General features: G+C 65.0%; 14 protein-coding genes. 2 read left to right on the top strand and 12 right to left on the bottom strand.

The features are described from left to right. Position 1 precedes the first annotated feature (1 nt). From NOV72_RS02205 to amaB, 4 genes are all read right to left on the bottom strand, one after another. Positions 2–430, bottom strand: coding sequence for a PaaI family thioesterase (locus NOV72_RS02205; protein WP_425428701.1), 429 nt, complete (start codon positions 428–430; stop codon positions 2–4). A 272-nt stretch (positions 431–702) separates the two neighbouring features. Next, the gene (locus tag NOV72_RS02200) at positions 703–894 is read right to left on the bottom strand and encodes a hypothetical protein (RefSeq protein ID WP_106852922.1); all 192 of its coding nucleotides are present in this window, start codon (positions 892–894) and stop codon (positions 703–705) included. Between the two features lie 265 nt (positions 895–1159). Further along, on the bottom strand, positions 1160–2332 hold the full coding sequence (locus NOV72_RS02195; RefSeq protein WP_106852921.1) for an NAD(P)/FAD-dependent oxidoreductase: 1173 nt from the start codon (positions 2330–2332) through the stop codon (positions 1160–1162). A gap of 121 nt (positions 2333–2453) precedes the next feature. After that, positions 2454–3953 carry an L-piperidine-6-carboxylate dehydrogenase gene (gene amaB / locus NOV72_RS02190; RefSeq protein WP_106852920.1) on the bottom strand — a complete coding sequence of 500 codons (1500 nt, stop codon included), beginning with the start codon at positions 3951–3953 and terminating at the stop codon, positions 2454–2456. A gap of 222 nt (positions 3954–4175) precedes the next feature. On the opposite strand from amaB, the gene NOV72_RS02185 reads away from it, so the two are divergent. Further along, on the top strand, positions 4176–4814 hold the full coding sequence (locus tag NOV72_RS02185) for a helix-turn-helix domain-containing protein (RefSeq protein ID WP_106852919.1): 639 nt from the start codon (positions 4176–4178) through the stop codon (positions 4812–4814). A 5-nt stretch (positions 4815–4819) separates the two neighbouring features. Here NOV72_RS02185 and NOV72_RS02180 read toward each other — a convergent pair whose 3' ends face one another. From NOV72_RS02180 to NOV72_RS02145, 8 genes are all read right to left on the bottom strand, one after another. Further along, positions 4820–6271 carry a cytochrome P450 gene (locus NOV72_RS02180; RefSeq protein ID WP_106852918.1) on the bottom strand — a complete coding sequence of 484 codons (1452 nt, stop codon included), beginning with the start codon at positions 6269–6271 and terminating at the stop codon, positions 4820–4822. A gap of 111 nt (positions 6272–6382) precedes the next feature. After that, positions 6383–6661, bottom strand: a complete 279-nt coding sequence (locus tag NOV72_RS02175; protein ID WP_106852917.1) for a type II toxin-antitoxin system RelE/ParE family toxin — start codon at positions 6659–6661, stop codon at positions 6383–6385. Next, on the bottom strand, positions 6661–6876 hold the full coding sequence (relB, locus tag NOV72_RS02170; protein WP_245932856.1) for a type II toxin-antitoxin system RelB family antitoxin: 216 nt from the start codon (positions 6874–6876) through the stop codon (positions 6661–6663). The genes NOV72_RS02175 and relB overlap by 1 nt, the downstream gene beginning before the upstream one ends. A 69-nt stretch (positions 6877–6945) precedes the next feature. Then, the gene (locus tag NOV72_RS02165; protein ID WP_106852916.1) at positions 6946–7785 is read right to left on the bottom strand and encodes an IclR family transcriptional regulator; all 840 of its coding nucleotides are present in this window, start codon (positions 7783–7785) and stop codon (positions 6946–6948) included. Positions 7786–7857: 72 nt separating this feature from the next. Further along, on the bottom strand, positions 7858–8682 hold the full coding sequence (locus tag NOV72_RS02160; RefSeq protein WP_106852915.1) for a sugar phosphate isomerase/epimerase family protein: 825 nt from the start codon (positions 8680–8682) through the stop codon (positions 7858–7860). A gap of 12 nt (positions 8683–8694) precedes the next feature. Then, entirely contained in the window at positions 8695–9306 is a 612-nt protein-coding gene (locus tag NOV72_RS02155; RefSeq protein ID WP_106852914.1) for an NIPSNAP family protein, read from the bottom strand. After that, positions 9303–11039: an FAD-dependent oxidoreductase gene (locus tag NOV72_RS02150; RefSeq protein WP_106852913.1), complete on the bottom strand. Its 1737-nt coding sequence runs from the start codon at positions 11037–11039 to the stop codon at positions 9303–9305. Before NOV72_RS02150 ends, NOV72_RS02155 begins: the two co-directional genes overlap by 4 nt. Beyond that, complete coding sequence (locus NOV72_RS02145; RefSeq protein WP_106852912.1) at positions 11036–12805, bottom strand: FAD-dependent oxidoreductase; 1770 nt, start codon at positions 12803–12805, stop codon at positions 11036–11038. Before NOV72_RS02145 ends, NOV72_RS02150 begins: the two co-directional genes overlap by 4 nt. 193 nt (positions 12806–12998) lie before the next feature. On the opposite strand from NOV72_RS02145, the gene NOV72_RS02140 reads away from it, so the two are divergent. Then, positions 12999–14717 carry a SulP family inorganic anion transporter gene (locus tag NOV72_RS02140; RefSeq protein ID WP_106852911.1) on the top strand — a complete coding sequence of 573 codons (1719 nt, stop codon included), beginning with the start codon at positions 12999–13001 and terminating at the stop codon, positions 14715–14717. The last annotated feature ends 57 nt before the right edge of the window (positions 14718–14774 follow it).

The following is a 14774-nucleotide window of genomic DNA, read 5'->3' as shown; positions in this document are numbered from 1 at the left end:
ATCAGCGCGCGTACTTGAACGTGCCTTGCGCGCTCGCGATCATCACGCGATCGTCGACCCACGCCTCGCCGCGCGCGAAGTAAACGGAGCGTCCCTGCCGTTCGAGAAAGCCCTTCGCGACGACCTTGTCGCCGATGCCGCGATCGAGATAGTTGACCGTGAGGGAAAGCGTGAAACCGTGCACGGGCGCGACGTCCGTCGTGAAAAGACCCGCGTAGCCGCACGCCGCGTCGAGCAGCGTGGCGATCGCGCCACCCTGGAGGATGCGCTGGCGGTTCAGATGTGCCGCGCGGATCGGCATCGTGAATTCGGCGTAGCCCGCGTCCCACTTGGTGAAGGTCGCGCCGAGCGCTTCGAGAAACGGATTGTCCAGATCCAGATTCGCCACCGGCTGCTCCTGATATGCGGGCGTTGCGAGCGATTGTGCCATCGGCGGGCGCGGTCTGCCGGGCGGTTCGAAGAACCTTCAGAACGCGTCATGCATGAAAAAACCCGCTCGCGGCGGGTTCTATTTGCACACTGGCGATAAACGACGACCTTCTGTTTGACAACGCACACAAAATTCATAATGCCGGTTTATTTCAGCCGGCATTATGCGTTTCATGAAGTCTCGTCATGAATCGCCGAATGCGCATTCTCACGCGTTCAAATAAGCACGGTCACAAACCGTGTCACGCGCGCAACACACTGCGTTAAAGATCGTCAGTTATATCCGCGAATGACGCAGGAATTTTTTTCCTCTTCGGTCTTTGCGAAACGTCCGCAAATTTCGGTGACATACTCGGGCTCCGCCGATACCTGACTGGAACGATGCGACACACTGACGCTCGTGTCCGGCGGCAGCTCGCCGTCGTCGATCCAGGCATAGAAATGGGCGCTCGTATTCGCTTCCATGTTTTGTCTCCTTTCTATGAAGCGCAGAAAAAACGTTTTTGACGCTTCCAGAATGCGCTTCTCGAAAGCGGCTGGCCCTAGTGGATTTCATTGATGGACTTCGCACGTCAGCGTGACGATGATGATAAGAATGCCTGTCCGAAACCCTGTCAGACCAGTTTCAATCCGCTTGTCTATTTCCGTAGCTAAAAAAATGCCCGGTGAAAAGTACCGGGCATTCTTAAGTCATCGGTTATGAAAGCGGCGGCTGTCGGTCATCTATCAGTTATACGACATTCTTTTCGACGATCGGGCGGCCTTCCAGAACTCGCGTCCAGTCGAGCGGCGATAAATCGATCGTTTCGTAGCGTCCGCGCAAAATCAGCTCGCTCACGCCGCGCCCCGTCGCCGGGCCTTGTTGCAGGCCGTGTCCGCTGAATCCGTTGGCGAAGATGCAATTCTCCACGTCCGGATGGCGGCCGATGATCGCGTTTTGATCAAGCACGTTGTATTCGTAATACCCGGACCAGCAGCGCTCCACGCGCAGCGCCTCGAACGCCGGCACGCGGTGCGCGAGCGTCGGCCAGATTACGTCGTCGAAGAGCGCGTGATCGACTTCATCGAGCGGCAAGTCGTCGGGATCATTGTCCGCCGAGGGCGACGTGCCGCAGATATACGTGCGCCCTTCGGGACGGAAATAGACGCCGGTCGGATCGATCAGCAGCGGCGCGCGTTCGAGCTTCGCCGGCGACGACACGTTGAAGATGCTGCGCCGCCGCGCATACACCGGAATGTCGATGCCGAGCATGGCCGCGATCCCGCGCGACCATGCGCCCGCCGCGTTCACGACGACATCGCACGCATAGGTCTCGCCGTTGGCCGCGCGCACGGCCGTCGCGCGCCGTGCTTCCCGCTCGATGCCGACGACTTCCGTCGTCACATAGCGCGCGCCGAGCGACTGCGCCTTGCGCCGCAGCGCCTGCACGAGACCGTAGCCGTCGAACCAGCCTTCGCCGCTCTCGCCGAACGCGCCCGCGGCGAGATCGTCCGTGTTGAGCCACGGAAAACGCGCACGCAGTTGCGCGGAATCGAAGAGGCTGATGTCCGCGCCGAGTTCGCGCTGCAGCGCGTGATTTTCGCGCAGCGTCGCTTCGCCGGGCGACGTCGCGAGGAAGAGATAACCGCCTTCGTGCAGATCGATCGACGGACGTTCGCCGTTCACTTCGAGCCGTTCGCCGATCGAGCGCAGGAACTCGATGCCGAAGAGCGACATGCGCACCGAAAGCGGCGTCGAGAACTGCTGCCGGATCGATGCCGCCGACAGCGCCGACGACGAGCGCGCGTAAGTCGGATCGCGCTCGATCACCGTCACCTGCACCGTCGGGTCCGCCGCGCGAAGGAAATACGCGACCGAACTGCCGATCACCCCACCGCCCACGATCACCACTTGAGAAGCCACGCCGCCTCCATTCGCCGATGAATTCCCGCTACGTCACGCATCGCTCGCCGATACGGACATCGCGCGTTTGCATGCAACAGACAAAACGCAAAATGCCAACGCGGCGCGCAGAACGCATGCGTCAGCCGAGATTGAAGTCGATGCCCTGCGCAAGCGGCAATTCCGACGAGTAGTTGATCGTGTTGGTTGCACGGCGCATATAGGCCTTCCATGCATCCGAGCCCGATTCGCGGCCGCCGCCCGTTTCCTTCTCGCCACCGAATGCGCCGCCGATCTCCGCGCCGCTCGGCCCGATGTTTACGTTGGCGATGCCGCAATCGCTGCCCGATGCGGACAGGAAGCGCTCGGCCTCGCGCAGGTCGGTCGTGAACGCGCACGACGACAGGCCATGCGCGGCGGCGTTGTTCGCGGCGATGGCTTCGTCGAAATCGGAATAGCGCATCACGTAAAGAATCGGCGCGAAGGTTTCCTTCAGCACGACATCCGTTTGCGACGGCATTTCGACGAGCGCCGGGCGCACGTAGTAGCCGCTTTCATGGCCCTTCACGGTGACGCGCTCGCCGCCGGACACCTTGCCGCCCTCGCCCTTCGCCTGTTCGAGCGCATCCTGCATGCGCGCGAATGCCTGCACGTCGATGAGCGGGCCCATCAGCACGCCTTGCTCCAGCGGATTGCCGACGGGCACCTTCGCGTAGAGATCTTTCAGGCGCGCGACGGTTTCGTCGTAAATGCTGTCATGCACGAAGAGACGCCGCAGCGACGTGCAGCGTTGCCCCGCCGTGCCGACCGCCGAAAACAGGATGCCGCGCAGCGCGAGATCGCGATTGGCGGTCTCCGAGACGATGCCCGCGTTGTTGCCGCCGAGTTCGAGAATCGAGCGGCCGAAGCGCTCCGCGACGGCGACGCCGACCTTGCGGCCCATTTCCGTGCTGCCCGTCGCGCTGACGATGTCCGACCGCTTGTCCGCGACGAGCGCCGCGCCGACGTCTCGTCCGCCGATGATCACCGACGCGAGGCCCGCCGGCGCGGCGCCGAATTCGTCGATGGCCTCGCGCAAGATGCGATCGACGGCGAGCGCGGTGAGCGGCGTCTTCTCGGACGGCTTCCACACCACCGCGTTGCCGCACACGAGCGCGAGCGCCGCGTTCCACGACCACACCGCGACCGGGAAATTGAACGCCGAGATGATCGTGCACACGCCGAACGGATGCCACGTCTCCGCCATGCGATGGCCGGGACGCTCGGACGCGATCGTCAGGCCGTACAACTGGCGTGAGAGCCCGACGGCGAAATCGCAGATGTCGATCATTTCCTGCACTTCGCCGAGACCTTCCTGGAGAATCTTGCCCGCCTCGAGCGACACGAGACGGCCGAGCGCCTCCTTTTTGTCGCGCAGCCGATTGCCGAGCAGACGCACGAGTTCGCCGCGTCGCGGCGCAGGCACATTGCGCCACGCGGCGAACGCGGTGCGCGCGGCGCCCAGGGCAGCATCGACGTCGGCGGTGGTGTTCTGCTTCACCCGGCCGATGACTTCGCCGGTAATCGGTGAAGTGACGGCGATGTCGCCATCGGTGACGAGGCTCGCGATGCCGAGGTCGGAGAGAATCGATTGTGCGTTCACGATGAGGTCCTTTCGAAGCGGGTTCGTTCTGCAAGCGAAGTTTCTGATAAGAAACTTTCGTGAGTCCGGCCACTATACGCGCTGCCGCCTTTGCTCACAACAGCGGACAATATCGGGGTTGTCCCCCATGCGCACGGCCTTGTGCGGCGGTAGATTCGGCTTGTCGACGGGATCTTTCGCCAGCCTTCGCGATGTTATGATCGGAAACTAAACGCTTTTCCTATGCCCAGCCTCAGCACAAAAAATTCACCCGAACAATCCGCATCCGATCTCGGGCGCCGGGTGAAGCGCGCACGGCTCGCGCATGATCTGACGCTCGAAACCGCGAGCCGCCTGTGCGGCGTGTCGCGTTCGGCGCTGTCGAAAATCGAAAACGGGCTGATGTCGCCGACCTTCGACGTGTTGCAGAAAATCGTGCGCGGCCTGCGGATCGATCTCGCCGAATTGTTCGGCACCGCGCCCGCGCCGAACGCCAGCGGCCGGCGGGCGCTCACGCGGCGCGACGAAGGGCAGCGCCACGCGTATCGCGGCTACCAGATGGAACTGCTCGCCACCGAACTCGCGCACAAGGCGATGCTGCCGTTTCGCATCCGCATTTCGGCGCACACGCTCGATGCCTTCGACGACTGGGGCCGTCACGAGGGCGAAGAATTTCTCTACGTGATAAGCGGCAGCGTGTGCCTCTACTCCGAACTCTACGCGCCAACGCATCTGAACGCCGGCGACAGCATCTACTTCGACAGCCGCACCGGCCACGCGGCCATATCGACGAGCGAGGATGACGCCGAAGTGCTGTGGATGGCGACCGGCGGCGTGCCGGCACCCGCTTCCACCGCCGCCGATGCGCTCGACGCCGGCTGACGCGGCTATCGCAGCGCGAGGCGCATCGGCATTTCGCTCGGAACGGCGGTGAACGTGCAGATTTCGCGGATATCGCCGGGATTCGTGGCAAGTTGCGCGGTGAAGTTCGCTGTCAGCATCGATATGACGAGCCGCATCTCCACCGCCGCCAGATGCCGCCCCGGACACACGCGCGGCCCCGCGCCGAATTGCAGATAGGCGCGCGGTTCATGTGCGCCGCGCGGCGACGCGTTTTCCTGCCGATGGTCGTGCAGCCATCGATCGGGATCGTAACGCTCGGGATCGGCGTAATTGTGCGGGTCCAGCATCGCGGGGCGATGCAGCATGAAAATCTTCGTGCCGGCGGGCAAGCGCACGCCCTGCAGCCGCACTTCCTCCAGCGGCTCGAACGACAGATACGGCGCGACCGGATGCAGCCGGCTCGCTTCCGTGCACACCGCTTCGCACAGATCGAGCTCACGCATCGCGCCATAGCTCGGGCATACCACCGAGCCGCCGAGCACGCGCCGCGCGCAGGCGGAGACGCGCGCCTGCAATGCGTCGTCGGTGCCGAGAAAAAGCAGCGCCCACGCGATCGACGTCGCCGTCGTCTCCTCGCCCGCGACGAGCATGGTCAGCACGTTGGCGGCGACTTCGTCGTCGGTGATGCCGGAGCCGGGCGCGTCGCGCAGGGCAAGCATCGCGTCGAGCAGATTGCGCGGCGCTTGGGGCGTCTCGTGCGCTTGCGCAGCCGCTTCCTCGCGCATGCGGGCGCGCGCCCTCGCCATCAGTTCGCGGATATGACGATGCACGTCGATCATCGCTTCGTCGAACTTGCGGTCGCGCGGAAACTTCACGTAGTGCCAGTAGGCGAAAGGCGCGTTCACGCGCGCCATCAGCGTCGGCAGGAGCATCGCCAGTTGCTCCTGGATCAGCACGCGCTCGTTCTCCAGCGTGTTCGGATCTTCGCCGAACGCGAGCGCGCTCGTGACATCGACGGTGAAGCGCTTCAGATCCTCGGTCATCTCGACCACGCGCCCCGCGTGCGCCGCCGCTTCCCAGCGCCGCCGCAGCCGCTCGGTGATCGCGGCGAGCGTCGGATAGAACGCCTTGATGTGCGGAATCGACAATGCCTGCATCACGAGACGCCGCTGCGGTTCCCAGGCGGCGCCTTCGATCGAGAAGAGTCCGTTGCAGCCAAACTCCTTCAGGATATTTTCGATGGGCGCATAGCGACGATACCGATGCGGCCGCTCACGCATCACGGCATGCGACAACTCGATGTCGTTCCACACCGTGACGGGCGTCGCGCCGAAGCGGAACACGTACGGCGTGCCGAGTTCGGCGGCCCAGCGCTCGAGCGTCAGATGATGCGTGGCGGGCGGCAACTGGTGCAGGTTGCCAAGCAGCGGCAGGCCGCGCGGCGACGGCAAATCATTGATTTCGCGCAGGGATGGGGTGACAGACGCCGCGTTCATGATCCGCCTTGCGAGGGCTTGATCTGTGGAGGATAGTGCAGGAGCGGACGGTCGGCTTGGAAAGTGAAAGGCGCCGCGAGGTGCGGCGCCAGGCATTCGCCCGTCGAAACTTTATCCGGGATACCGTTGCCGTGCGTGAACGACGCCCATCACCTGTATCCAGCCATCGACGATTTCATAAACGACGATGTAGTTCGGATGAGCGACGATCTCGCGCGTTCCGGCGACGCGTCCTGGACGGAAAATGTAGGGATGAGTCGCGGCGGGGATGATAGAGTTTTGAATCAGCTCGAATATGTCGACTGCGGCCCAGATACTATCTTCGGCAATGTGATCGGTCAGTTCATCGAGGTTGTCGAGCGCTTTGGTGGACCATCGAATCGGCAACATTACTTTCGCGCTTTCTCCTGCTCTTTTATTCTCGCCTGGAGCTTGTTGCGAATGCGCGCCATCGCTTCATCGTGGGGGATGAGCGGACCGGGATTCGCGCGTGCAGCCTGGATCTTCTCCCGGAACCACTTGTCATAAGCCTCGGCTTCTTCGACGGTAGCGAATTCGGACACGATCGGATCGAGTGGGGTAGGCATTTCAATTTCTCGCTTCATGATGAAAACGATGATAACGCAGGCGTTTCTCCCGCGTCACCTCGGCCATTCGGCCAATTTAGCGCGTCTTTAAACGGCCTTCGTCTTCCCGGCCGTCATCGCCGCCGCTTCCTCCGCCCTCACCACCGACCGCTTGAAATAAGGCGAACTCAACGTCGCCGCGCCCATATCCGATGCCGCTTCGAGCAGCGCCGGCGCCAGTTCCTTCAGGCGCGCATCGGGCAAGCGGCTCGTCGGCCCGGCGAGACTCACGACGCCCACGACAACCCCCGTCACCGGATGATGAATCGGCGCGGCCATCGACGTCATGCCGGCCTCGTATGTCTCGCTCGCGATTCCATAGCCGCGCTCGCGCGCCGCCTGCAGGTCCGCGAGAAATTGCTGGATCGTCTTCGGCGCCTTCGGACCGCCCGCGCCCGGCTTGCCCAGCCCGCCCTGCTTCGACACGAGTTCCAGCGCTTCCTCGTCCGTGAGCGACGACAGCCACGCCTGTCCGCTCGCCGTGCAGTGCAAGGGCGGCTGGCTGCCCATGTCGGGGTCGTAGCGCAGCCCCGATTTCGCGCCCTGCGCCTTGCCGACGAACGTGATGTGATCGTCCTCGACCACGCCGAGGCGCGCCAGTTCGCCCGACTGCGCCGCGAGCCGGTCGAGCACGGGCTGCGACACGTCGAGCACGCCGCCCGTCGACAGATAAATGAGCGCGAGCGATACGAGCTTCAGCGCGAGCATGTACTCGCCGTGATCCTCGTCCTGCCGCACGTAGCCTTCGTCGATCAGCATCGCGAGCAGGCGGTGCGTGCCGCTGCGCGGAATATTGAGCGTATCGGCGATGGCGGCGAGCTGCATCCGCCCGCCGTTTTTCGCCAGCAACTCAATGATCGACAACGCCCGCTCAAGATTTCCTGCCATCTTTCAGTCTCTCGAAGTTCCGATGCGGCATGAGTAGAACACGATTCCACCTCGGAATTCAACCGGCGCGGGTCAATGTTCGGCGTATGCCTCCTGAAGCACCGCGAGCGTCGCCTCGCGCAGACGCTTTGCGCGCGTGAGCGCGTTCGCGGTTTTCGCCCATGCGTTCATCGGCACTTCGATCGACAGCGGCAATCCGTCCGGCAAAGCGCGCAGGATGCCCGCGAGATCGATGCCGCCCTCGCCCGGAATCATGCGCTCGGCGCGCGCCTGATACAGCAGCGTGTCGAGATCGGCCGGGCGCTCGGCGGGCGCATCGCAGAACTGCACGTAGCCGAACCATTCGCGCGGCAGTTCGCGCAGCGTTTGCGTCGACGATCCCGCGCGGTCGAAATGAAGCGGATCGACGATCAGCCCCGTGTTCGCGCGCGCCGCCGCCCGCACGATGCGCGCGCCCTGCACGATGTCCTTCGCGTCGGTCCACGGCATCGGTTCGAGCGACGGCGACAAGCCGTACGGTTTCGCGAGATCGCAGAGCGCCGCGAGCCGTTCGGCGGCGCGCGCCTCGTCGGGATCGTTGCCCGCGACGAGCACATAACGCGCGCCCAGCGCCGCGGCGGTTTCGAGCATCGGTTCGTAATCGGCGACGTTCGTATCCGGCTTCAGACGCAGGATTTCGGCGTCGAGCACGCCGATTCCCGTGTCTTTCAGCGCCGCGAGCGTTTCGCGCCGCAACGGCGTCGCGCCGACGATCTCGTGCCGCACCTCCGTATCGGTCGCGGGCACGAGCCGCAGGCCGACGAAGTCGTAGCCCGCCTGCGCCGCGCACTCGACCATCTGCGGCGGCGTCAGTTCGAGAACCGTCAGCGCGGACAAGGACAGCTTGCGTCGTGACATCGATGTCTCCGGTTAGCGCAGCGGCGAGAACGGCGCGGGCATGTAGATGGTCGATTCCATCGTCGTCAGATGCGCCGGTCCGCCCTTCGGCGGCCAGATGCCGTCCTTCACGGCTTCGGCGCGAATGCGCGAGCGCTCGTCGACGCTCTTGTACGGCCAGATGTTGAGAAAGCGCGGCACGGTGCCGTCGAGCGCGTACATCGCGCCGATGAGCGGCGAGCGCTTCGTGCGTTCCGGCACGGCGTTCTGCCATGCGTCGATCGTATGTTGCAGGCTCGCGAGCTTCGTGCCGTAGACGCGCATCTCGTAGATGCCGCCGTGCACGGCCGGCTCGACCGGCGGGAGAAACGGAAAGAGCGCGTAGCCGTTCACTTCGACATCGGTGACGAATTCGCCGCAGCCGAACGGATTGCCTTCGAGCAGCAGACGCCGGCGTTCCCCGATCAGCGCCGCTTCCGATTCGAAACCGCGCAGCACCATGACCTTGCCGAGCGCGCCGATATCCGAATACCAGCAGCCGAGCAGCTTCGAGCCGGGCGCATCGCCGCTCGCCTTGATGTTCTCGAAGACCTGCGCGTTCGCGCCGATCTTCACCGTCAATGTGACTGTGTCGTACAGAGTCATTGCAGCGTCCTTGCCTGTTTGAAGTTGGAGAGATTGGTTATGTCTTCGCGTGCCGGTTCGGCCAGTTCGAGGCCCGCGAGATAGCCGAAGGTCATCGCCGGTCCGAGCGTGATGCCGCCCGCGGGATAGTGGCCGCCCATCATGCTCGCGGCGTCGTTGCCGACCGCGTAGAGGCCGGGAATCGGCGCGCGCGATGCGTCGAGCACGCGGGAGCGCGCATCCGTCGACAATCCGGCGAAGGTGCCGAGGCTGCCCGGCACGATTTTCACGGCGTGAAACGGGCCGCCGGCGATCGGCGCGAGGCACGGATTCGGCCCGTGCGATGGATCGCCCTGCACGCGGTTGTACGGCGTCGAGCCCTTGTGGAATTGCGGATCGAAGCCGTCTTTCGCGTAGCCGTTGTAAGTGGCGACGGTATCGGCGAGGCCGCGCGCATCGATGCCGCATTGCTGCGCCAGCGCGTCGAGCGTCGGCGCGGATTTCAGATAGCCCGAGCGTTCATACGGACCGAGCGGAAACGGAAACGGCTTCGCGAAGCCGAGTCCGTATCGGCGCTGGAACCGGTGATCGCAGACGAGCCACGCGCAGGCTTCCTCGCCCGGCGGCGTCGTGCCGAGCAGCGCGCAAATGAAGTCGTAGTACGACGACGCCTCGTTCGTGAAGCGCCTGCCCACGCGCGTCACCGCGATCACGCCCGGCTTCGCGCGCTCGATCAGATGCGGGAACGCGGCCGCCTCGCCCTTCTTCTTCGGCACGAGCGACACCGGCGCCCACGCGGCGGGCGCTTCGAGCGAAGCATCGAAATGCGCGCCTGCCGCTTCGCCGATACGAATGCCGTCGCCGGTATTGCTCTTCGGCGCCGCCGACCAGTGCGGCGCATACGGAAACGTCTGTGCCTGACGCCTCGCGTCGTGCGGATAACCGCCGCACGCGAGCACGACGCCGCGCCGCGCGCGCACCGCGTGCATCACGCCGTCGATCTCGACGCGCGCACCCGTCACGCGATTCTCCTCGCGCATGAGCGACACGGCCCGCGCGCCGGTGCGCAGATCGACGCCGCGATCCGCCGCCGACTTCAACAGACGCGCGACGAGCGCATTGCCATTCACGAGATGCATCGAACGCCGATGACGCAGCATGTGCCACGCGAACGCCGCGAAGCGCTTCGTCACGTGCCATGCCGATTTCGCGTTGCGCGTCGCGTTCAGGAAATGCGCGAGGTCTTGTCCCGACGCGATCGCCATGCCCTTGATCGTCACTTCCGCGAGCGGCGGGCGCAGCTTGCCGATCAGCGGACCGAGCTCGCGCCCGTCGAACGGCATCGCGCAGACCGAGCGGCCGCCGGTGGCCGCGCCTTGCGTCGTGTGGAAATCGGGAATGCGATTGCCGTCGACGAAGCGCATCGACGTATTGCGTTCGAAGAATTCGACCATGCGCGGCCCGTGGTCGATGAGCGCGTCGGCCTTGGCGGCATCGAAATGCGCGCCGAGCTCGCTCTTCAGATACGTGCGCGGCGCGCGCTCGTCTTCGACGATGCCCGCGCGCGTCGCGAGCGGATTGCGCGGAATCCACATCCAGCCGCCCGACCACGCGGTCGTGCCGCCGAAGACGTCTTCCTTCTCGCAGACGAGCACGGACAGACCTTGCGTCGCCGCGGTGACGGCCGTCGACAAGCCGCCCGCGCCGGAACCCAGCACGAGGACGTCGCATTCGAGAATCGGTTCGAGCTTCATTTGGCGTGTGCGAGCGTTTCGTCGCGTGCGTCTGTCGGCGCAACGTGCGATGTCCGGCCGCGCGTCACAGCATGCCGCGCCGCCAGATAACCGAAGGCGAGACCCGGACCGAGCGTGATGCCGGGGCCGGGATAGACGCCGCCCATCACCGATTGCATGTCGTTGCCGCACGCGTAGAGGCCGCCGATCGGCCGATCGTCGCGATCGAGCACGCGCGCGTGCGCGTCGGTGACGAGGCCGGTCGCCGCGCCGATGTCGCCGGGATAGAGCCGCACCGCATAGAACGGCGCCTGTCCGATCGGACCGAGGCACTTGTTCGGGCCATGCCAGTTGGCGTCGCCATTGGCGTTCTGATAATCGGTCGTGCCGCGCTGAAAGTCCTCGTCGATGCCGGTTTGCGCATAGCGATTCATGCGCGCGACGCTATCGGCGAGACCGGTCTTGTCGATGCCGAGCTTCGCCGCCAGTTCGTCGAGCGTCTTTCCCTCGACGAGATAGCCATCGGCGAGAAACGGCGCGAGCCCCTTGCCGCCCGGACGCACCATGCCGAGCCCGTACTTGCGCAATCCTTCGGAGTCCGTCACGAGATACGCGGGCACCGAAGGCGTCGTTTCGTTCGCTTTTTGCATGGCGATGCCGAACAGGTGATACGACGTGTTTTCGTTGAGAAAGCGCCTGCCCGTCTTGTCGACGGTCATCATGCCCGGCTTGCCGCGATCCATGATGAAGTGCGGGAACACGGCGGTCGTGCCGTCGGCGCGCTTGCGCACGGAAACCGGCGCCCAGAACGCATTCGACAACGCGCCCTCGCCGAAGCGCGCGCCCACGGCCAGCGCGAGATCCTGCGCGCTGCCGGTGTGGCCGGGCGCGCCGGGACACCATGACGGATCGGCGCCCGGCAGCATCTCGGCGCGCCGCGCCGGATGACGGTTGAAGCCGCCGCTCGCGAGAATCACGCCGCCGTTCACGTTCACGCGGCGCCGCTCGTTGACGTGGCTGAGCGTCACGGCTTCGATGCCGTTCGCGCCGCGATGCAACGCATCGACTTTCGTGTTCGTCAGCACCGTGACGCCGCGCTGAAGCAACGAATACAGCAATCTTCCGATCAACGCGTTGCCCATCACGAGCCGCGTGCCGCGCGGCGCGCTCATGCGGTCGCGCGCGTGACGCGCGAGCAGCTTCGCCGCATGTCGGAACGACGCGAACAACTTCGTCATGTCGAGCAGATGCCCGACGTCGTCGCGATCGACCATCATGCCGCCGAGCACGGTGAATTCGGGAATCGGCGGACGGATCAGCGAGAACGCGCGGCCGAGCTTGCGGCCGTCGAAAGGCAGCGGCTCCAGCGCGCGTCCGCGCAGCGTCGAGCCCTCGATCTCGGACAGATAGTCCGGATGAAACGGGCGCGCGCGATATTTCACGTCGGAGTTCGCTTCGATATGCGCGACCGCTTTCGGGCCGGCATCGAGAAACGCGCGGCGCATCGTGGCGCTGCTGCGCTCGCCGACCGCGCGATCCAGAAAGCCTTCGGCGTTCGCGGACGTATCGTCGCGATTGACGCCTGGCGCGTGCATCGACGCGGGAATCCACGTCGTTCCGGCCGAAAAGGCCGTCGTGCCGCCGACGTATTCCGTGCTTTCGACGAGCAGCACACGCGCGCCGTCGATCGCCGCGACGAGCGCCGCCGACATGCCCGCGCCACCCGCGCCGATCACGACGACATCGAACGTTGCGTTCTGTCCCAGATTGTTTAGTGTCTCCACCATTCGTCCGCCCGCCTCAGTAGAACTCGCTTTGATATTGGAATAGTATTCCACAAACACAAGCGAAGCCAAGCTCTTTTTCGGGACGTGACGATGGATTGCGGCAAACCGTGGCGCGCCACCAAGGACGAAGCGGGCCTTGGCACCGCATGTTCCTTGGGGCACGATTCGCTACTTCAGGAACACGGTGCCACGCATGCAAGACACGACCCGAACGCCCGCGACGCCGGCGAAGCTGCTCAAAGGCATCCTCCCGATCAATCGCGCCGCCGTGTTGCGCGACGCGCTCGCGGGCATCTCGCTTGCGTCGATGGACATTCCGCAGGTGCTCGGCTATGCGCGCATCGCCGGCATGCCCGCGGTGACGGGCCTCTACACGGCGTTCCTGCCGCTCTTCGCGTTCGCGCTCTTCGGCGCGTCGCGGCATCTCGTGGTCGCCGCCGACTCCGCGACGGCAACGATCTTCGCGAGCAGACTCTCTTCGATGGCCGCGATGGGCAGCCCGGAATACGTCGCGCTCGCCGGCATGGTCGCGCTGCAGACCGCCGCGCTCCTGCTGCTCGCGCGCCTCTTCAAGCTCGGCTTTCTCGCGGACTTTCTGTCGCGCACCGTGCTGACCGGCTTTCTCGCGGGCGTGGGCGTGCAGGTGTCGATCGCGATGCTCGGCGATCTCTTCGGCATGACGGTGCCGTATCCGTCCTCGCGCAGCCTCGCGCAACTCTTCTACGTGGCCGGGCATGTCACGCACGCCCATGCGCCTACGCTCCTGCTCGCGCTCGCCGTGATCGTGGCCATTCTGGGCTGCAAGCGCTTCGCGCCTCGCCTGCCGATACCGCTCGTCGCGGTGATCGGCAGCATCGTCGCGAGCGAGATGTTCGACTTCGCCGCGCGCGGCATTTCGGTGCTCGGTCCCATCGACGGCGGCTTGCCCGCGATCCGCTTTCCCGATGTCACCTGGCAGCAATCGCTCGATCTCATGCCCGTCGCGGCGTCGTGCTTCGTGATGATCATCGCGCAGAGCGCGGCCGCGGCGCGCGTGTTCGCGCAGCAGTATCACGAGGACGTCGATACCAACAGCGATATCCTCGGCCTCGCCGCGGCGAACGCGGCAGCGGCGCTGAGCGGCACGTTCGTCGTCAACGGCAGCCCGACGCAGACCGCGATGGCCGAGCGCGCCGGCACGCGCAGCCAGTTCGGGCAGCTCGCGTTCGCGGCGGTCGTCGCGGTCGTGCTGCTGTTTTGGAGCGGCTATCTGCGCTATCTGCCGCACTGCGTGCTGGCGGGCATCGTGTTCACGATCGCGATCGGCCTCATCAACGTGCAAAGCCTGAGAGACATTCGCGCCGAAAGTCCCGGCGAATTCGCGCTCGCGCTCATCACGGCCGGCGCGGTGGTCGTGGCGGGCGTCGAGCACGGCATTCTGCTCGCGGTCGCGCTCTCGCTGATGCGCCACGTGCGCCACAGCTATCATCCGCACACGATGGTGCTCATGCCCGTCGCGCCCGGCAAACCCTGGCAATTCATGCCGACGACACCCGGCGCGATGACCACGCCGCAACTCATCGTCTACCGCTTCGGCGCGGATCTGTTCTACGCGAACGATCATTTTTTCGCGTCGGAAGTGACGAAGCTCGTCGATACGGCATTCGACAGCTTGCGTCATCTCGTCGTCGATGCCGGCGCCATCACCGATCTCGACTACTCCGCGGCCCGCACCATCGGCGCGCTGGTGGAAACGTTGCGTGAGAGGGACGTCGCGGTGAGCTTCGGTCGCGTGAACCGTTTCCTGCGCAGCGACATGGACCGGCACGGGCTCACGCCGGTGCTTGGCGCGTCGAACGTTTTCGATACGTTGCATGAGGCGCTTGCGGCCGCCGGCGTGAATGCGGGCGCGCACGAGCCCGGCGCTCTGTAAATCGTGGGCGCGAGCCCAACTCGATGGCGTCCGAAAAGTTTGACCGTTAGTTGCTGG

The sequence above is a fragment of the Caballeronia novacaledonica genome, from assembly GCF_900258035.1.
GTDB lineage: Bacteria > Pseudomonadota > Gammaproteobacteria > Burkholderiales > Burkholderiaceae > Caballeronia > Caballeronia novacaledonica.
The sequence above is the reverse complement of the archived record's forward strand: the minus strand, read 5'-3'. Positions and strand labels throughout refer to the sequence as shown.